General features: G+C 55.7%; 16 protein-coding genes. 9 read left to right on the top strand and 7 right to left on the bottom strand.

Annotated elements, in window-relative coordinates; translation table 11 throughout:
• Window positions 1-34: 34 nt before the first annotated feature.
• Window positions 35-247, top strand: coding sequence for a transcription antiterminator/RNA stability regulator CspE (gene cspE / locus AC007G_RS14440; RefSeq protein WP_004868803.1), 213 nt, complete (start codon window positions 35-37; stop codon window positions 245-247).
• 101 nt (window positions 248-348) lie between these two features.
• Here the strand turns inward: cspE and AC007G_RS14435 are convergent, their stop codons facing one another.
• Window positions 349-1,968 carry an ABC-F family ATP-binding cassette domain-containing protein gene (locus AC007G_RS14435; RefSeq protein WP_142630270.1) on the bottom strand — a complete coding sequence of 540 codons (1,620 nt, stop codon included), beginning with the start codon at window positions 1,966-1,968 and terminating at the stop codon, window positions 349-351.
• A gap of 378 nt (window positions 1,969-2,346) precedes the next feature.
• Here AC007G_RS14435 and AC007G_RS14430 point away from each other — a divergent pair, with 378 nt between their 5' ends.
• Both AC007G_RS14430 and AC007G_RS14425 read left to right on the top strand, forming a co-directional pair.
• Window positions 2,347-2,556, top strand: coding sequence for a YdgH/BhsA/McbA-like domain containing protein (locus AC007G_RS14430; RefSeq protein WP_032690311.1), 210 nt, complete (start codon window positions 2,347-2,349; stop codon window positions 2,554-2,556).
• Window positions 2,557-2,632: 76 nt separating this feature from the next.
• On the top strand, window positions 2,633-2,821 hold the full coding sequence (locus AC007G_RS14425; protein WP_046853345.1) for a hypothetical protein: 189 nt from the start codon (window positions 2,633-2,635) through the stop codon (window positions 2,819-2,821).
• A 97-nt stretch (window positions 2,822-2,918) separates the two neighbouring features.
• Here AC007G_RS14425 and glyS read toward each other — a convergent pair whose 3' ends face one another.
• The 3 genes from glyS to AC007G_RS14410 all read right to left on the bottom strand — a co-directional run bounded on the left by glyS (window position 2,919) and on the right by AC007G_RS14410 (window position 6,346).
• Complete coding sequence (gene glyS / locus AC007G_RS14420) at window positions 2,919-4,988, bottom strand: glycine--tRNA ligase subunit beta (RefSeq protein WP_032696985.1); 2,070 nt, start codon at window positions 4,986-4,988, stop codon at window positions 2,919-2,921.
• Window positions 4,989-4,997: 9 nt separating this feature from the next.
• Window positions 4,998-5,909, bottom strand: coding sequence for a glycine--tRNA ligase subunit alpha (gene glyQ, locus AC007G_RS14415; protein ID WP_004126458.1), 912 nt, complete (start codon window positions 5,907-5,909; stop codon window positions 4,998-5,000).
• A gap of 137 nt (window positions 5,910-6,046) precedes the next feature.
• Window positions 6,047-6,346, bottom strand: coding sequence for a YsaB family lipoprotein (locus AC007G_RS14410; RefSeq protein WP_260612538.1), 300 nt, complete (start codon window positions 6,344-6,346; stop codon window positions 6,047-6,049).
• Window positions 6,347-6,531: 185 nt separating this feature from the next.
• On the opposite strand from AC007G_RS14410, the gene AC007G_RS14405 reads away from it, so the two are divergent.
• Window positions 6,532-7,527, top strand: coding sequence for an acyltransferase (locus AC007G_RS14405; RefSeq protein ID WP_479466616.1), 996 nt, complete (start codon window positions 6,532-6,534; stop codon window positions 7,525-7,527).
• A gap of 40 nt (window positions 7,528-7,567) precedes the next feature.
• Here AC007G_RS14405 and xylB read toward each other — a convergent pair whose 3' ends face one another.
• Window positions 7,568-9,025 (bottom strand): xylulokinase, encoded by a 1,458-nt coding sequence (gene xylB / locus AC007G_RS14400; protein WP_180888824.1) that lies wholly within the window; start codon window positions 9,023-9,025, stop codon window positions 7,568-7,570.
• A gap of 87 nt (window positions 9,026-9,112) precedes the next feature.
• Window positions 9,113-10,435 (bottom strand): xylose isomerase, encoded by a 1,323-nt coding sequence (xylA, locus tag AC007G_RS14395; RefSeq protein WP_142630321.1) that lies wholly within the window; start codon window positions 10,433-10,435, stop codon window positions 9,113-9,115.
• A 374-nt stretch (window positions 10,436-10,809) separates the two neighbouring features.
• Here xylA and xylF point away from each other — a divergent pair, with 374 nt between their 5' ends.
• From xylF to xylR, 4 genes are all read left to right on the top strand, one after another.
• Window positions 10,810-11,802 (top strand): D-xylose ABC transporter substrate-binding protein, encoded by a 993-nt coding sequence (gene xylF / locus AC007G_RS14390; RefSeq protein WP_032696987.1) that lies wholly within the window; start codon window positions 10,810-10,812, stop codon window positions 11,800-11,802.
• A gap of 64 nt (window positions 11,803-11,866) precedes the next feature.
• Window positions 11,867-13,408 (top strand): xylose ABC transporter ATP-binding protein, encoded by a 1,542-nt coding sequence (locus AC007G_RS14385; RefSeq protein ID WP_032690304.1) that lies wholly within the window; start codon window positions 11,867-11,869, stop codon window positions 13,406-13,408.
• On the top strand, window positions 13,386-14,567 hold the full coding sequence (gene xylH / locus AC007G_RS14380; protein WP_032696988.1) for a xylose ABC transporter permease XylH: 1,182 nt from the start codon (window positions 13,386-13,388) through the stop codon (window positions 14,565-14,567). The genes AC007G_RS14385 and xylH overlap by 23 nt, the downstream gene beginning before the upstream one ends.
• A 125-nt stretch (window positions 14,568-14,692) precedes the next feature.
• Window positions 14,693-15,871 (top strand): D-xylose utilization transcriptional activator XylR, encoded by a 1,179-nt coding sequence (gene xylR, locus AC007G_RS14375; RefSeq protein ID WP_004868824.1) that lies wholly within the window; start codon window positions 14,693-14,695, stop codon window positions 15,869-15,871.
• A 55-nt stretch (window positions 15,872-15,926) separates the two neighbouring features.
• Here xylR and AC007G_RS14370 read toward each other — a convergent pair whose 3' ends face one another.
• A complete protein-coding gene (locus AC007G_RS14370) occupies window positions 15,927-16,745 on the bottom strand; it encodes a protein bax (RefSeq protein WP_072000061.1) in 819 nt (272 codons plus the stop codon).
• Window positions 16,746-17,060: 315 nt separating this feature from the next.
• On the opposite strand from AC007G_RS14370, the gene AC007G_RS14365 reads away from it, so the two are divergent.
• Entirely contained in the window at window positions 17,061-19,094 is a 2,034-nt protein-coding gene (locus AC007G_RS14365) for an alpha-amylase (RefSeq protein ID WP_032690301.1), read from the top strand.
• Window positions 19,095-19,142 lie beyond the last annotated feature (48 nt).

The raw sequence follows: 19,142 nt of genomic DNA, 5'->3' as shown, positions 1-19,142 counted from the left end.
GAAAGGTTCATTTATTATTTAAAGGTATTTCGCTATGTCCGGTAAAATGACTGGTATCGTAAAATGGTTCAACGCTGACAAAGGCTTCGGCTTCATCACTCCTGATGACGGTTCTAAAGATGTATTCGTACACTTCTCCGCTATCATGAACGATGGCTACAAATCTCTGGATGAAGGTCAGAAAGTTTCCTTCACCATCGAAAGCGGCGCTAAAGGCCCGGCAGCTGGCAACGTAACCAGCCTGTAAGCTTAAATTAAGCTCAGAATTTAAGATCCCTGCCTCGCGGCGGGGATTTTTTTTATCTGATAATAAAGAACCGCCGCTCAGCAGAGGGCGGTTTTTTGTCTTCAAAGCGCTGAGAAATGCCAGCCATTCTCCTGCCACGTCAGAGAGTGGGTCAGCCGCAGTCCGCGCAGAAAATCCTCATCATGAGAGACGACAATCATCGCGCCAGGAAAGGTGGCTAAAGCCGACTCAATGGCCCGAACGGAAGCCAAATCAAGATGGTTTGTCGGCTCATCCAGCAGCAGGAGCTGCGCCGCTTCACGCCGCCACAGCACGCAGGCCAGCGCGGCTTTAAGCCGTTCGCCACCGCTTAAAGCCGACAGCGGCAGATTAATTTTATCCGCGCCCAGCTGCAGCCGGGCAAGACGGCTGCGTAATGCCCCCGCCTCCAGCGGGGTATCATCAAGATTCAGGTGCGCCATGACCGACAGCGACAGGTCCAGCTGCGTGAGATGCTGATCCAGCCAGGCCGCATGCACCGACACCCGACACTCGCCGGATAGCGGCGATTCCAGACCGATCAACGTTTTCAGCAGCGTGGTTTTCCCGCAGCCGTTGGGGCCACGCAACGCCACGCGCAGCGGCCCGTCAAGACGCCAGTCGAGTGGCGGCATGGCAGAGAATGCCAGCTGCAAAGCCTCGAGGACCAACACCTGTTTGCCAGCGGCAACCTGGCTTCCCGGCAGAGTGAACATCACCGCAGCGTCCTCCTCCACCCGCTCACGGGCCTGAACCACCGCGGCATTTAGCGCACTATTTTGCTCCCGGTGCTGGCGATGCAGTGCGCCAGGCCGCTCCTTCGCCGCCCCTTTATATTTTACCCGTTCAAAAGAGGCGATATTCAGCGTATCCACCACGCGCAGCGTCTGAGCAGAACGTCTCTGGCTGGCATCGTGTTCTTTTTGCATCCGCGCACGCGTGCGACGACGCTCGGTAGCGGCATGGTCTAACGCCGCGCGCGCCGCCTGCTGCTCCGCATCGCGCTGCTGTTGGTAATCGGCATAGTTACCGCCGTAGCTTCGCAACGCACCGGGCGTCAGTTCGAGTATGCGCGACATGCGGGCCAACAGCGCGCGATCGTGGCTGGCTATCAACGCTCCGCCGGACCAGCATTCAAGCTGGTGATACAGCCAGTCGCGCCCCTGCCTGTCGAGGTGATTGGTTGGCTCATCCAGCAGCAGGTAATCGGCCGCGGAGAGAAAGGCGCCGCACAGCAGAGCCTTCACCCGCTCCCCGCCGCTCAATGATGATGCGGGTCGGTCAGGCTCGAAATCCGCTAAACCGGCCTGGCGGAAACCTGCGCTCAGGCGATCCGGGAGATCCCAGAAACCTTCGAGGCAATCGACATCGTCAGCCAGAGCCTCACCGCGCCCGAGGCGCTGCAAGGCAGCAAAGTGTGGTCCGTAGCCCAGCAGTGCGGCCAGCGTGGTCTGCGGGGTTATCGTCTGCTGCTGAGCAACACAGGCCAGAGAAACAGGCCGTTCGATATGGCCACCAGAAGGCGCATCGATACCGGCCAGCAGGCGCAGAAGGCGGGTTTTCCCGACGCCATTCCGTCCGACCAGGCCACAGAGGGAATTTTCCAGCGAGATATTCAACGGGCCAAAAAGCGTTTCTCCCGTCGCAAACTGACAGGTGACCTGATGCAAAATAAAAGAGGGGGATTGGGCACAATGGGCCATAAGCACTCCTGAATGAAATTCATACTTCCCCTACAGACGCAGTGCGCCAGCAAGGACCGAATTCAGCAGGTGTGTTTATCCATTTTCAGTGTGCTCTCTGTGAGACGAGGGGTTCGTCGGGGCACAGGATAGCCATACTCACCCCTTCATTTCAAGATTATTTTTTCAGCAAATGCGTTCGGGCTGCGCGGCTCTCCCGCAGCAGGAACGTCAAACGGCCTCGAAATCCCCCCGTTTTGCACGCTTAATTTTCATTCTATTTTTTTGAATGAGATGCGCAAATTGTTCCAATTTTAATCGATCGATAATCGTCCTATTATTTATCACATCAGAGCAACAACGCTCTATACCAAACAAAAACACTTAAGGAATACGACCATGAAATCCATCAAAACTTTCGTTGCAGTTTCTGCCCTTTCTCTGATGTCTTTCGGTGCTTTCGCACAGAGCGTCAGCGCCACCGCCTCCACGCTGGATCGCGCTGAAGCAAAAATTGCCGCCCAGGCCGCAGAACAAGGTGCCTCTTATAAAATTACCAGCGCCCAGTTCAACAACCGCGTGCACATGACCGCCGAACTGACCAAATAACGCAATTTGCTCTTGCCGGGCCGCCGGTGGTTAACCAGACAGGCGACAACGACAACACGATGAAAAGGAAGATAAAATGAAAAATCTCAGCGTGATCGCTGCCCTGTTTCTGGCCGCTTCATTGTCATCCGGCGCCATCGCCGCAGAGCAGCGTCCCGCGCAACCAGAAGCCGGTTCCAGTATGGATACCTCAGTGCATCAGAACCGTATTAACGTCAGCCACGCTTTTGATAAAGAGAGTCTGACCGCGGGGAATTTGCAGTAAATCTGGCCGCCGAAAAGCGTCAGGGGGGCGAGAGAGTCGCCTACCGCCATAAAAAAACCTGCCCTGGGGCAGGTTTTTTGTTATGCAAAACAGGCGATTATTGCAGCAGGGAAATATCCGCCACCTGCAGGAACAGGTCACGCAATTTCGACAGCAGCGTCAGACGGTTGATACGGACTTCTTTATCTTCCGCATTCACCATCACGTTTTCGAAGAACTCATCTACCGGTTCGCGCAGGGAAGCCAGTTCGATCAGCGCTTCCTGATAACGGCCTTCGGCGAAGAACGGCTGCAGTTTGTCGCGCAGCACGACCAGATGGGTCGCCAGCTTGATCTCTGCGGCTTCTTTTAGCACGGAGGCGTGAACGGCATCATTCAACGTCTCTTCGGATTTCGCCAGGATATTAGATACGCGCTTGTTGGCAGCTGCCAGCGCGGCCGCTTCTTCCAGAGTGCGGAAGTGAGACACCGCTTTCATGCGCGCGTCGAAATCCGCCGGACGAGTCGGACGACGTGCCAGTACCGCCTGGATGGTGTCGACCGTGTAGCCTTCATCCTGATACCAGGCGCGGAAGCGACCAAGCATGAAGTCAATGACGTCATCAACTACGTTGGCGTTAGTCAGCTTATCACCATACAGACGCGCCGCTTCTTCGGTCAGCGTTTGCAGGTCCAGGTTCAGGTTCTTCTCAACGATGATGCGCAGTACGCCGAGCGCGGCACGACGCAGCGCAAACGGGTCTTTATCGCCCTTCGGATGCTGACCGATGCCGAAGATGCCCGCGAGGGTATCCATCTTATCGGCAATCGCTACGGCACAGGCCACCGGGTTGGACGGCAGATCGTCACCGGCAAAGCGCGGCTGATACTGCTCGTTCAGCGCCACCGCAACATCTTCGGCTTCACCATCGTGACGCGCATAGTGCATGCCCATGATGCCCTGGGTGTCGGTAAACTCGAACACCATGTTGGTCATCAGGTCACACTTGGAAAGCAGGCCCGCACGCGTCGCGTGGTTAACGTCAGCGCCAATTTGACCAGCAATCCAGCCCGCCAGCGCCTGAATACGGTCAGTCTTGTCGCGCAGCGTACCCAGCTGCTGCTGGAACAGCACGGTTTGCAGACGCGGCAGATGATCTTCCAGACGCTTTTTACGGTCGGTGTTGAAGAAGAACTCGGCATCCGCCAGACGCGGGCGCACCACTTTTTCGTTCCCGGAGATAATCTGCAGCGGATCTTTCGACTCGATGTTGGTAACGAAAATAAAGTTCGGCAGCAGTTTGCCGTCGTTGCCGTAGACCGGGAAGTACTTCTGGTCGCCTTTCATGGTGTAAACCAGCGCTTCTGCCGGCACCGCGAGGAATTTCTCTTCGAATTTCGCGGTCAGCACTACCGGCCATTCAACCAGAGAGGCCACTTCTTCCAGCAGGCTTTCGCTCAGATCGGCGTTGCCGCCAATTTTGCGCGCCGCTTCTTCGGCATCGGCTTTAATTTTGGCTTTACGCTGCTCGTAGTCAGCAATAACTTTGCCGCGCTCCAGCAGAATTTGCGGGTACTGGTCGGCGTTATCGATGGTGAATTCCGGCTCGCCCATAAAGCGATGGCCGCGAATCACGCGATCGGAGGCAATGCCCAGAATGGTTGCCGGGACGACTTTATCGCCAAGCAGCAGGGTCACGGTGTGAACCGGACGCACGAACTGCACGTCGGAGGCGCCCCAGCGCATCAGTTTCGGGATCGGCAGTTTTGCCAGGGACGTGGCCACCATGTTCGGCAACAGCGCTTCTGCGCTTTCGCCTTTGACATGGGCGCGATACAGCAGCCATTCGCCTTTGTCGGTGACCATGCGCTCGGCCTGGTCAACGGTGATGCCGCAGCCGCGCGCCCAGCCTTCGGCCGCTTTGCTCGGTTTGCCTTCCGCGTCGAACGCGGCAGAAACCGCCGGGCCGCGTTTTTCAACTTCGCGATCGGGCTGCGCCGCCGCCAGGTTAGCGACTTTCAGCGCCAGACGGCGCGGAGCAGCGAACCACTCGACGTTGCCGTGAGCGAGGCCAGCGTTATCCAGCTCCGCGGTAAAGTTCGCAGCAAAAGATTCCGCCAGGCTGCGCAGGGCTTTTGGTGGCAGCTCTTCGGTGCCGATTTCCACCAGGAAAGTTTTTTCAGACATGGCCGCCTCTTATTTATTCTTGTTGCACATCGGGAAGCCCAGGGCTTCACGGGAAGCGTAGTACGCTTCTGCCACGGCTTTGGTCAGGGTGCGAATGCGCAGAATGTAGCGCTGACGCTCGGTGACGGAGATGGCTTTACGCGCGTCCAGCAGGTTGAAGCTGTGGGCGGCTTTCAGAATGCGCTCGTAGGCAGGCAGCGGCAGCGGGTTTTCCAGCGCCAGCAGCTGCTGCGCTTCTTTCTCATACTGCTCGAAGCAGGAGAACAGGAAGTCGACGTCTGCGTATTCAAAGTTATAGGTAGACTGCTCCACTTCGTTCTGATGGAACACGTCGCCGTAGGTGGTTTTACCCAGCGGACCGTCGCTCCAGACCAGGTCGTAAACGCTGTCAACGCCCTGAATGTACATCGCCAGTCGTTCCAGACCGTAGGTGATCTCGCCGGTCACCGGCTTACACTCCAGACCGCCGACCTGCTGGAAGTAGGTGAACTGCGTCACTTCCATCCCGTTCAGCCACACTTCCCAGCCCAGACCCCAGGCACCCAGCGTCGGGTTTTCCCAGTTGTCTTCCACGAAGCGGATGTCGTGAATCGTCGGATCCATACCCAGCTCTTTCAAAGACCCGAGGTACAGCTCCTGAATGTTGTCCGGCGATGGCTTAATGACCACCTGGAACTGATAGTAGTGCTGTAAGCGGTTCGGGTTTTCGCCGTAGCGGCCGTCAGTCGGGCGACGGGAAGGCTGAACATAGGCAGTCGCCATCGGCTCAGGCCCCAGCGCACGCAGACAGGTCATTGGATGAGAGGTGCCGGCGCCAACTTCCATGTCCAGTGGTTGAACAATGGTGCAGCCCTGACGAGCCCAGTAATCCTGTAAGGTCAGGATCAGGCCCTGGAAGGTCCTGGTATCAAACTTTTGCATATTATTTCGTGCTGGATACGTGTGGATTTAAAGGAAGGGATCAGTATACCCGCTGGCTGCGAGATATACAGTACGAAACGGCGCTGTTTAAATAAAATTGCCGAAATTAACGCCATCACGCGGCATCAGGGGCCGATTTAGCGCATAGAAAGATGTAAAAACTGACCATCTGGATCGAAAGAACAGATAAAGCGCTCATTCTGCGATGTCAGACCCGACAGCTCGTAGCTCCCCTGGAACTGCTCGAAGTGGCTGACGTCCACCATACGGGCCCCCGTGCTGTAGCGTTTTGCCGCCTGATCCTTGCACAGTTGCTCCATGTTCAGGGTAATTTGCGGCGTAATCCGGGCACGTTGCGCTTTCTGTACCGGCTGAGGCGGCTGTTGGCTGCAGCCCGCCAGCAGGAGCAATAACAGTCCAGAAAAGAAATATTTCATCACTATTTTCCTCAACCGCCTTGTTAGCAAATTGTTATCGTGCAGGTTACGTGAAATTACCGGGGCATTGTGCGAATCTCTCCGCATCTCTACAAGAGCGTCGCGATAAACTCGGAATTTTCCATTGCGATATGGCCGGTCAGGAGGAGTCAGACCCTCTTTAAGAAGGAGCAACTGAGGTATCGATGCAGGAAAAAATAAACTGGATAACAAGTTTGCGCGGCATCGCATGCCTGATGGTGGTGATGATTCACAGCACAACCTGGTATATCACCCACCCTCACTCCATCAGCTTGCTGGGCTGGGATATCGCCAACCTGCTTAATTCGGCTTCTCGCGTCAGCGTCCCGCTGTTTTTCATGATGTCCGGCTATCTGTTTTTCGGTGAGCGCAGCGCCCAACCGCGACATTTTCTGCGGATCGTACTGTGCGTGGTGTTTTACAGCGCCCTGTCCCTGCTCTACATCACGCTGTTCACCCATATCAACGTGGTGCTGTCGCTGAAACATTTGCTGCAAAAGCCGGTGTTCTACCATCTGTGGTTTTTCTTCGCGATTATCGTCATTTACCTGCTCTCGCCGTTGCTGCAGGTTAAGCAGGTCAGCGGCAAGATGCTGTTGATTCTGATGCTGGTAATTGGTCTTCTGGCCAACCCCAACATGGTGTCGGTCAAGGCCGGCGGCATCGAATGGCTACCGCTCAATCTCTATATCAACGGCGATACGTTTTACTATGTTCTGTATGGCGTGCTGGGGCGGGCGATCGGCATGATGGATACCGATAAAAAGTGGCTCACGCTGCTGTGCGCCGCGCTTTTCGCTACCGCAGTGTGGATTATTTCCCGCGGGACATTGCACGAGCTGAAGTGGCGCGGCGACTTCGGCGATACCTGGTACTTGTATTGCGGCCCGGCGGTGTTTGTCTGCGCGATAACCCTGCTCACGCTGGTGAAGAATACCCTTAACACACGCCCGGTCCCTGCCCTGACGCTGATTGCGCGCCATTCACTGGGGATCTACGGATTTCATGCCCTGATTATTCATGCGTTACGGGCCAGCGGGCTGGAGCTGACGCGCTGGCCGCTGCTGGATATCTTCTGGATATTCGGCGCAGCGTTGGGGGGCAGCCTGCTGCTGTCGACGCTGGTGCAGCGCCTGGATAGCCGACGCCTGGTCAGCTAGCGCGGCGTAAAAGTTAACCCGCCCCATTCGGGGCGGATGTTTATGACGACATCAGAGGCAGAAGCTGCTGATAAATCTGGCGGAACGTTTCGCGGCGCGGCGCATAGTGAGCAACACGCCCGGCATCCGGTCGATGGGCCTGTTCCAGCGGCAGCTGCGGCAGCAGATCTGAAAAAGCCGCCTCTTTATGCTGCGTCAGCTGCGCTAACCGGGCGGCCCCAAGCGCAGGCCCAACGTCGCCACCGGTACGGTAATCCAGCTGCTGGCCACTGATATCAGCCAGCATCTGCCGCCACCAGGCGCTGCGCGCGCCGCCGCCAATCAGAGTGATGCTCTCCGGCGTCACGCCGCAGGCATGCACCACATCCATCCCATCGGCTAATGCGTAACCCACCCCTTCCAGTACCGCACGCGCCAGTTCTGCCGGGCCGTGCTGATGCGTCAGGCCAAAAAAGACGCCTTTAGCATGAGGGTTGTTATGCGGCGTGCGCTCGCCGGAAAGATAGGGCAAAAACCAGATGGGATCGGCATTTTCACGCGCCGATTCCGCCGCCGCCAGCAGCGCAGGAACCGTGCCGATGCCGGTCAGTTTTGCCGCCCAGTCGAGGCAGGAAGCGGCGCTCAACATCACCGACATCAAATGCCAGCGTCCCGGCAGGGCGTGGCAAAAGCTGTGTACAGCGCTTTCCGGTTTGCTGAGAAACCCGTTGCTGACGGCAAAATAGACCCCGGAGGTTCCCAGGGACAGCATCGCCTGCCCGGCATCCGCCATGCCGACGCCTACCGCACCGGCAGCGTTATCGCCGCCGCCAGCGACCACCAGCGCCTGCGGCATATTCCACGCCTGGGCAATAGCGGGACGCAGCGTTCCCGTCACTTCACAGCCTTCAAATAACGCCGGCATGTTATCGCGGCTCAGGCCGCAAGCGGCGAGCAGCTCATCGCTCCAGTCGCGTTTGGCCACATCCAGCCACATCGTCCCGGCGGCGTCCGACATATCGCTGGCAAATTCACCGGTCATGCGCAGGCGGAGATAATCTTTCGGTAACAGCACCTTATCCACCTGGCGGAAGATATCAGGCTCATGGTGCTGGACCCAGAGCAATTTTGGCGCCGTAAACCCCGGCATCATCAGGTTACCGGCAATTTGCCGCGAGCGGCTTACCGCTTTTTCCAGCTGGACACACTCGTCGCCGCTGCGGCCGTCATTCCACAAAATAGCCGGGCGCAGCACGCGTTGTTGCTTATCCAGCAACGTTGCGCCGTGCATCTGCCCGGCGATCCCCACCGCTTTTACATCGCGCAGCGCGTGCTGTTCAGCCAACGCTTTCATTGCGCGGTCCGTCGCCTGCCACCAGTGCTCGGGGTCTTGCTCGGACCATAGCGGGTGTGGGCGCGATACGGTGAGGGGCGCAGTGTGCGAAGCCAGCACCTCACCTTGCTCATTGAGCAAAATGGCCTTGACGCCCGAGGTGCCCAAATCAATCCCGATGTACATACGGTCTCTCCTTAACAGTGCGCCACGGCTAACCGTGGCGCAAGAAAGCGTGCTCTCACTCATACCCGGCGGCGCCGGGTAGCCTTATTACTTATCAAAGAGATAATGGTTAACCAGGTTTTCCAGCTGCTCCTGATGGCCGCTCTGATGCTGGGGAGCCAGATTATGCTGCGCCGCGTACTGTGCAATCTCCGTCAGCGTCATCTGCCCTTTCAGGATTTGCTGACCCAGGTCGCCATTCCAGCCGGCATAGCGTTTCGCGACCCGCTTATCCAGCTCGCCCTCTTCGATCATACGGGCCGCCACTTTCAGCGACAGCGCCATCGTATCCATCGCCCCAATATGACCATAGAACAGATCGTATTTATCGGTGCTCTGACGACGAACTTTGGCATCAAAATTCAGGCCGCCGGTGGTAAAGCCACCTGCTTTAAGAATTTCATACATCACCAGAGCATTCTCTTCCACGCTGTTCGGGAACTGATCGGTATCCCAGCCCAACTGCGGGTCGCCGCGGTTGGCATCCACGGAGCCGAACAGACCCAGCGCAATGGCGGTCGCAATCTCATGGTGGAAAGAGTGTCCGGCCAGGGTCGCATGGTTCGCTTCGATATTCAGTTTGATCTCTTTTTCGAGACCAAACTGCTTGAGGAAACCATAGACGGTAGAGGCGTCATAATCGTACTGATGTTTGGTCGGCTCCTGCGGTTTTGGCTCAATCAGCAGCGTGCCCTGGAAACCGATTTTATGTTTGTGTTCCACCACCAGCTGCATAAAGCGGCCAATTTGCTCACGCTCCTGACGCAGATCGGTATTGAGCAGGGTTTCGTAGCCTTCGCGGCCGCCCCACAGGACATAGTTTTCCCCGCCCAGTTTGTGTGTGGCATTCATGGCGGTCACTACCTGAGTCGCCGCCCAGCTGAAAACCTCCGGATCCGGATTGGTCGCCGCCCCTGCGCCGTAACGCGGGTTGGTAAAGCAGTTTGCCGTCCCCCACAGCAGCTTCACGCCGCTCTGTTCTTGCTTCGCCGCCAGTACGTCAACCATCCGGGCAAAATTGTCCAGATACTCCTTCAACGATGCCCCTTCCGGAGAGACATCCACATCATGGAAGCAGTAGTACGGTACATTCAGCTTATGGAAAAATTCAAAGGCGACATCGGCTTTACGTTTCGCCATTTCCAGCACGTCGCCCGGCTGCTGCCACGGACGATTGAAGGAGCCCACGCCAAACATATCTGCCCCGTTCCAGCAGAAGGTGTGCCAGTAGCAGGCGGCAAACCGCAGATGCTCTTCCATGCGCTTGCCCAGCACCATCTCGTCCGGGTTATAGTGACGGAACGCGAGCGGGTTGGTGGTTTTTGGGCCTTCATAACGAACGCGATCGAGTTGATCGAAATAGGTTTGCATAATGAACTCCATATTCAGGGATGCGGCAGATAACAAGTCATAAGCCAATATAGAATTCATGTTTTGCTTTCCTCAATTACGTTATTTCACACCGCGATTGAGAGAATCCACAAACGTGCGCCAGATCGCACAACTGAATATTATTAACGGCCTCCCCACCTTCGTTTCAATGACATATCAATGATATAGCTATTTTATTTATTTTTAAAAACCAGATCGCGGTCATAAATCAGAAAACAAACTAAATTTCGTAATCCCAAAATAAGCACAGATAATTGCCAGTCTTCCTTTAGCTGTTAAGAATCTACTACGTATCAGGCCGTTTCTTTACCCCGTTCGTCTTATCCTGCACTTTACAAAAAAGGCTGATTATTATGAAGATAAAGAACCTTTGCCTCACGCTCTGTGCTTCGCTCCTGCTGACCAGTATGGCGGGGATGGCGAAAGAAGTTAAGATTGGTATGGCCATTGACGATCTCCGCCTTGAGCGCTGGCAGAAAGACCGTGATATATTTGTCAACAAAGCCGAATCATTAGGTGCCAAAGTATTTGTTCAGTCCGCCAATGGTAATGAAGAAACACAAATGTCGCAAATTGAAAATATGATAAACCGCGGCGTTGATGTTCTGGTTATTATTCCCTACAACGGTCAGGTCTTAAGCAATGTGATTAAAGAAGCCAAACAGGAAGGCATTAAAGTTCTGGCCTATGATCGCATGATCAACAACGCAGATATTGATTTCTATATTTCCTTTGATAATGAAAAAGTGGGCGAAATGCAGGCCCAAAGTCTGGTGGCTAAAACTCCTCAGGGAAATTACTTTCTGATGGGGGGTTCTCCGGTGGATAATAACGCCAAGCTGTTCCGTGCCGGACAAATGAAAGTCCTCAAGCCTTATATTGACGAAGGTAAAATTAAGATCGTTGGCGACCAGTGGGTTGACGGCTGGCTGCCGGAAAATGCATTAAAAATTATGGAGAACGCCCTCACCGCTAACAATAACAAAATCGACGCGGTTGTCGCTTCTAACGATGCCACCGCCGGCGGCGCGATTCAGGCATTAAGCGCGCAGGGTCTGGCGGGGAAAGTCGCCATTTCCGGCCAGGATGCCGACCTTGCTGGCGTCAAGCGCATTATTTCCGGCACGCAGACCATGACCGTCTATAAGCCGATTACCACCCTTGCCACTACCGCCGCGGAAATTGCCGTCGAGCTCGGCAATGATAAAGCGCCGCATGCTGATACCACGTTGAATAACGGACTTAAAGATGTCCCGTCCCGCCTGCTCACCCCGATCGAAGTGAATAAAGACAATATTGAACAGACGGTCATCAAAGACGGTTTCCACAAAAAGAGCGAATTATAACTCCTGACGCCCCTCGCCGGGGCGTCATTCTCGTCCAGCCGGATATCGCTTATGCGGAGCATCTATGTCCTGGTTACTAGAAATGAAAAATATCACCAAAACCTTCGGAACCGTGAAGGCGGTAGATAATATCAGCCTGCGACTTAACGCCGGGGAAGTGGTCTCACTTTGCGGCGAAAATGGTTCTGGTAAATCCACGCTCATGAAAGTCCTGTGCGGAATTTATCCGCACGGTAGCTATGACGGTGAGATTATTTTCGCCGGTGAAACGCTTAAGCCCAATCATATTCGCGACACCGAACGCAAGGGTATCGCTATTATTCACCAGGAGCTCGCGCTGGTTAAACACCTGAGCGTTCTGGAGAATATTTTTCTTGGTGCGGAAATCTCCCGCTATGGTCTCCTTGATTATGAAACCATGACTCTGCGCTGCCAGAAGCTGCTGGCGCAGGTGAATTTGACCATTTCACCCGATACCCGCGTCGGCGATCTCGGCCTTGGGCAGCAACAGCTGGTTGAAATTGCCAAAGCGCTCAATAAGCAGGTGCGTTTATTAATACTTGATGAACCCACCGCCTCATTAACCGAGCAAGAAACGGCCATTCTGCTGGATATCATTCGCGATCTGCAGGCCCACGGTATCGCCTGTATTTATATTTCCCACAAATTGAATGAGGTGAAAGCCATCTCTGACACCATTTGCGTCATTCGCGACGGCCAGCATATCGGCACCCGCGACGCCAGCGGCATGAATGAAGATGATGTGATAACCATGATGGTTGGCCGCGAACTCACCGCCCTTTACCCGAACGAGCCGCACGACTGCGGCGATGAAATTCTACGCGTCGAGCATTTAACCGCCTGGCATCCGGTCAACCGGCACATTAAGCGGGTCAACGATATCTCTTTTTCATTGCATCGCGGTGAAATCCTCGGCATTGCCGGGCTGGTCGGCGCCGGGCGTACCGAGGCCGTCCAGTGCCTGTTTGGTGTCTGGCCGGGGCGCTGGGAAGGGAAAGTGTTCATTGACGGTCAACCGGTGGCTATCCACCACTGCCAGCAGGCTATCGCCCACGGTATTGCCATGGTCCCTGAGGACCGCAAAAAAGACGGGATCGTGCCGGTAATGGCGGTGGGTAAGAACATCACTCTGGCGGCGTTAAGTCAGTTTACCGGCCGGCTAAGCAGCCTGGATGACGCCGGGGAGCAGCACTGCATCCAGCAATCCATCCAGCGGCTGAAAATCAAAACGTCATCGCCTGAGCTGGCCATTGGCCGCCTGAGCGGCGGCAATCAGCAGAAAGCGATTCTGGCCCGCTGTCTGTTGCTGAATCCGCGCATCCTGATTCTCGATGAACCCACTCGCGGCATCGATATCGGCGCGAAATACGAAATCTACAAATTGATTAATCAGCTGGTGCAGCAGGGGATCGCCGTCATCGTCATCTCATCAGAACTGCCGGAAGTTCTCGGGTTAAGCGATCGGGTGCTGGTGATGCATGAAGGCAAGCTGAAAGCCAATTTAGTCAATCATCATCTGACCCAGGAACAGGTGATGGAAGCCGCGTTGAGGAGCGAACACCATGTCGAAAAACACGTCGTCTGAGATAAAAATCATCCCGCCCGCCCCTGCCGGTGTGTCTGGATTCAAAGGGCTGAACCTACAGGTTTTCGTGATGATCGCCGCGATTGTGGTGATTATGCTGTTCTTCACCTGGGCTACCGAAGGAGCCTATTTAAGCGCGCGAAACATTTCTAACCTGCTGCGGCAGACGGCGATTACCGGCATCCTGGCGGTCGGGATGGTTTTCGTCATTATTTCCGCCGAGATCGATCTTTCCGTGGGCTCGATGATGGGGCTGCTCGGCGGCGCGGCGGCGATTTTTGACGTCTGGCTCGGCTGGCCGCTGCCGTTGACCATTGCGGTCACGCTGGTGATGGGGCTGGTACTCGGCGCCTGGAACGGCTGGTGGGTCGCCTACCGCAAAGTCCCGTCGTTTATCGTCACCCTCGCCGGGATGCTGGCGTTCCGCGGCATTCTGATCGGTATTACCAACGGCACCACCGTCTCTCCCACCAGCCCGGCCATGTCGCAAATTGGACAAAGCTATCTGCCTGACGGCCTCGGTTTCGGCATCGGCGTCATCGGCATGGTGGCCTTTATTGTCTGGCAATGGCGCGGTCGCCTGCGTCGTCAATCCCTGGGATTAACCACACCCGCGCCAACCTCGACGGTGGCACGCCAGAGCATTACTGCGGTTATCGTGCTCGGCGCCATCTGGCTATTAAACGATTATCGCGGCGTCCCCACGCCGGTTCTCATCCTGGCAGCTCTGCTGCTGGCGGGAATGTTTATGGCCACCCGAACAGCCTTTGGCCGGCGAATTTATGCCATTGGCGGTAATCTGGAAGCGGCACGCCTGTCCGGGATTAGCGTTGAACGCACCAAGCTGGCCGTTTTCGCCATCAATGGTCTGATGGTGGCCATCGCCGGTCTGATCCTCAGCTCGCGTCTGGGCGCCGGTTCGCCTTCAGCCGGTAACATTGCCGAGCTGGATGCTATCGCCGCCTGCGTCATCGGCGGCACCAGCCTCGCCGGCGGGGTAGGTAGCGTCGCCGGAGCCGTCATGGGGGCATTTATCATGTCGGCGCTGGATAATGGTATGAGCATGATGGACGTCGCCACCTTCTGGCAGTACATCGTCAAAGGCGCCATTTTACTGCTGGCAGTATGGATGGATTCGGCGACGAAGCGCAGAACATAAGCCAGCTAAAGGGAAGAATGCCCGAATTCTATGCGCTACCACCAGATTTACGCATAAGACGCTTGTCATTATTCGGGCATTGGCCGGTATTGTATGGCCAGAAAGAGAGACCAGGAAAAGAGACTATGTTTGCAAAGCGCCACCGTATTACGCTGCTATTCAATGCCAACAAAGCCTACGACCGGCAGGTGGTCGAGGGGGTAGGAGAATATTTACAGGCATCGCAACAGGAATGGGATATCTTCATTGAAGAGGATTTTCGGGCGCGTATTGAGAATATCAGGGAGTGGCTGGGCGACGGCGTGATTGCTGATTATGACGACCCGGAAATCGAAAGACTGCTGGCCGACGTCGAGGTCCCGATTGTCGGCGTCGGCGGCTCCTACCATCGCCCCGAATGCTATCCCCCGGTACACTATATTGCGACGGATAACGCCGCGCTGGTCGAAAGCGCCTTCCTGCATCTGAAAGAAAAAGGCGTCCAGCGCTTCGCCTTTTACGGGCTACCCACCTCCAGCGGAAAACGCTGGGCTGTCGAGCGCGAACACGCGTTTTGCCAGCTGGTTGCGAAGGAGAAATATCGCGGCGTGGTTTATCAGGGACTCGAGACCGCACCGGAAAACTGGCAACACGCGCAGAACCGCCTCGCGGACTGGCTGCAAACGCTCCCTCCGCAAACCGGAATTATCGCCGTGACCGATGCCCGCGCCCGTCACGTGCTTCAGGCCTGCGAGCTGCTGCATATCCCGGTGCCGGAAAAGCTGTGCGTCATCGGTATTGATAATGAAGAGCTGACCCGCTACCTGTCACGCGTCGCGCTCTCCTCCGTCGCGCAGGGGACCCGGCAGATGGGTTACCAGGCGGCCAAGCTGCTGCATCGACTGCTGGATAAAGAGCCGCTGCCGCTGCAGCGCCGGCTGGTGCCGCCGATGCGCGTCGTTGAACGGCGCTCCACGGACTATCGCTCGCTCACCGACCCGTCGGTGATTCAGGCGATGCACTATATCCGCAATAACGCCTGCAAGGGCATCAAGGTCGAACAGGTGCTGGATGCCGTCGGCATCTCCCGCTCTAACCTCGAGAAGCGTTTCAAGGAGGAGGTCGGCGACACCATTCACTCCATCATTCACCGCGAGAAACTCGAAAAGGCCCGCAGCCTGCTGGTCTCCACCACGCTGTCGATTAATGAAATTTCGCAAATGTGCGGCTATCCATCGCTGCAATATTTCTATTCGGTATTTAAGAAAGAGTACGACGTGACGCCGAAGGAGTACCGGGATCGGCACAGTGAAGTGATGATGTAGAGCCAGTGAGATCGAAAAGAAAAATGCCCGGGGCTTACGCGCCGGGCATTCGCTATTACATATGGGCAGCAATTAGCCGCTGGTTGTCCTGATACATCGCGAAGAGATAGTTGTTGTAGCTCGACCCTTTCGTCGAATAGCCCTTCAGCTTATGAATCATGGTGCTGGCCGTCACTTCCTGATCCGTTTTACGCAGCTGCGCGCGGGATTTACGGAAGGACTTGTATGCCGGATGGGTGTTCAGGTTCGTCACGTAAGCCTGTACAGACTCCTCCACGGAATCAAACTGGGAGTAGCCTTTCATCGCACCACGGCAGTTTCCGCCGCCGCATTTCATACCAAACAGATTGTTGTTCATCCGCGCCAGTTTGGACGTACCCCAGCCGCTTTCCGCCGCCGCCATGGTCGCCACCATGCTGTTCGGAATGATGTCGACGCGCTCCATCAGCGTGTTCCATGGAATATGGCGGGTGTTGCCAGACCATTTCACTTTATAGCGTGCAGTAATATCCTTCAGGCGCGAGCGCTCTGTCGGTGACCAGCGCGAATCGTATTGCTTGGCAACAAGCCAGTTACGATCGGCAGTAATCACCTGATTTTGTTTAGTAATATAAGGCATTACTGTCCGGAGAAACGCTTTTTTCCTTGGGGTTCCGGAAGGGTATTTTCGCAAATCAGGAAGTGAACTACTCTTTACACTATTGCGAGAATACTCTTGTTTACTGCTTACCTTAACTTGACTACTTTTCTTTACTTGTGAGGCTTTATGACTCGTTGTTGCTGTGTGGGTTGTTGCCAACACACTACCTGAAAATATGCAGGTAAGTAACATGAGTATCGCAGCCCCATATCGTCGCATGGGAATCGATATCATTAGGTCTCCTGGTCGGATTTAATCATTCCAACACCTTGTTTTACGCAAAAAAACGTTAATTGAGTCGCGAATAGTATCAAAAATACCCAGTGAGAGCACTAACAGAAATAGTCCAATTCCTAAAAGCTGTCATCTGAAATCGGTTTCCGCGCCGTCATCAGGGGGCGAAAATGCTAGCGCCGTCTCATTTTTTGCCTGTTTTTTGACCTCTGTCACTCACCCCTTTTTGTCATCCCTGCAAAAGCGCAGGTGGGATGAGTTCATTATCCGGTTTGCCGGGCAAACTGAACAAAAAACCGCTCACAGGACTCCAGAATGAAACTCGCTGCGCTCGCGTCGCTCTTGTTGCCAGGAATGGCCTTCGCCGCCTGGACCACCGCCGATTTCCCGGCCTTTACCGAAGAGGGCACCGGCAGGTTTATCAGTCAAAACGAGGTGGCGAAGGGTACACGTCCGCTACAAATTAATTTTGACCAACAGTGCTGGCAGCCCGTCGGAGCCATCAAACTCAACCAGATGCTGTCCATGGAACCCTGCCGCGGCACCCCGGCACAATGGCGGGTCTTCCGCGAAGGTCGCTACACGCTTGAAGTGGATACCCGCTCCGGTACGCCGACGCTGATGCTTTCTCTGGAGGAAAAAGAGGCGGCGACAGCTTCCGCGCCGCAGCTGCGTCAGTGTCCAAAATGGGATGGTAAGCCGCTAACGCTGGATGTCAGCAAGACCTTTGCCGAGGGCAGCAAAGTCCGTGATTTCTACAGCGGCAATGTCGCCACGGTCAGCGCCGGGAAAATTACGCTGCAGCCGGCCCCCAACAGCAACGGTTTACTGCTCCTTGAGCGGGCAGACACCACCGCCGACGCCCCCTTCAACTGGCATAACGCCACGGTCTATTTCGTGCTGACCGACCGTTTCGTCAACGGCAACCCGGCCAACGACAACAGTTATGGGCGGCACAAAGACGGTATGCAGGAAATCGGCACCTTCCACGGCGGCGACCTGCAAGGGCTGACCAGCAAACTCGACTACCTGAAAGAGTTAGGCGTTAACGCGCTGTGGATAAGCTCGCCGCTGGAACAAATTCACGGCTGGGTCGGCGGCGGAACCAAGGGCGATTTCCCGCATTACGCCTATCACGGCTACTACGCCCAGGACTGGACAAAGCTGGATGCCAATATGGGTACCGAGGAGGATTTGCGTCGCCTTGTCGATGAGGCGCACAAGCGCGGTATCCGCATCCTGTTCGATGTGGTGATGAACCACACTGGCTATGCCACCCTCGCCGATATGCAGGAGTTCAAATTCGGCTCGCTGTATCTGCAGGGCGACGAGTTGAAAAAAACGCTCGGGGAACACTGGACCAACTGGAAACCCGGCCCGGGCCAGACCTGGCACAGCTTCAACGACTACATCAACTTCAGCGATAAAGCCGGCTGGGAAAAATGGTGGGGGAAAAAGTGGATTCGTACCGATATCGGCGACTACGACAACCCCGGCTTTGACGATCTGACCATGTCCCTGGCCTTCCTGCCGGATCTGAAAACCGAATCGACCACCCCTTCCGGGCTGCCGAATTTCTATCAACAAAAGCCTGATACGGCGGCAAAAGTGATTCCAGGCTATACGCCGCGCGATTATCTGACCCACTGGTTGAGTCAGTGGGTACGTGATTACGGCATTGACGGTTTCCGCGTCGATACCGCCAAACACGTCGAGCAGGCCGCCTGGCAACAGTTGAAAACCCAGGCCACTGCGGCGCTGGCGGAATGGAAAAAGGCCAATCCGGATAAAGCGCTGGATAACGCGCCGTTCTGGATGACCGGTGAAGCCTGGGGCCATGGGGTGATGCAGAGCGATTACTACCGCCACGGTTTTGATGCGATGATTAACTTCGACTACCAGGATCAGGCGGCGAAAGCATCAGGCTGTCTCTCCAGTATTGACCTGACCTGGCAGCAGATGGCGGATAAACTGCAGACGTTTAACGTTCTGAGCTATCTCTCATCCCACGACACGCGTCTGTTCCGCGAAGGCGGCAGCACCGCGGCAGAACTGCTGCTGCTCGCGCCAGGCGCGGTACAGCTCTTCTATGGCGATGAGTCCGCGCGGCCGTTCGGGCCTACCGGCTCAGATCCGCTGCAGGGGACACGTTCGGATATGAACTGGCAGGACGTCGAGGGTAAAGCCGCGCTCAGCGTCACCCACTGGCAGAAGCTCGGCCAGTTCCGCGCCCGCCACCCGGCAATCGGGATGGGCAAACAAACCACGCTCTCTATGCCGCAAGGTTACGGTTTCGTCCGTGAAAACGCCGATGACAAAGTCATGGTGGTATGGGCAGGCCAACGATAACCCCTTTTCTGATGGCTCTCCGGTCTCCCCGGGGAGCCTTTACAGAAT

It is taken from the genome of Klebsiella sp. CSG-1 (assembly GCF_056521145.1).
This window is presented reverse-complemented; position numbering and strand designations above follow the sequence as displayed.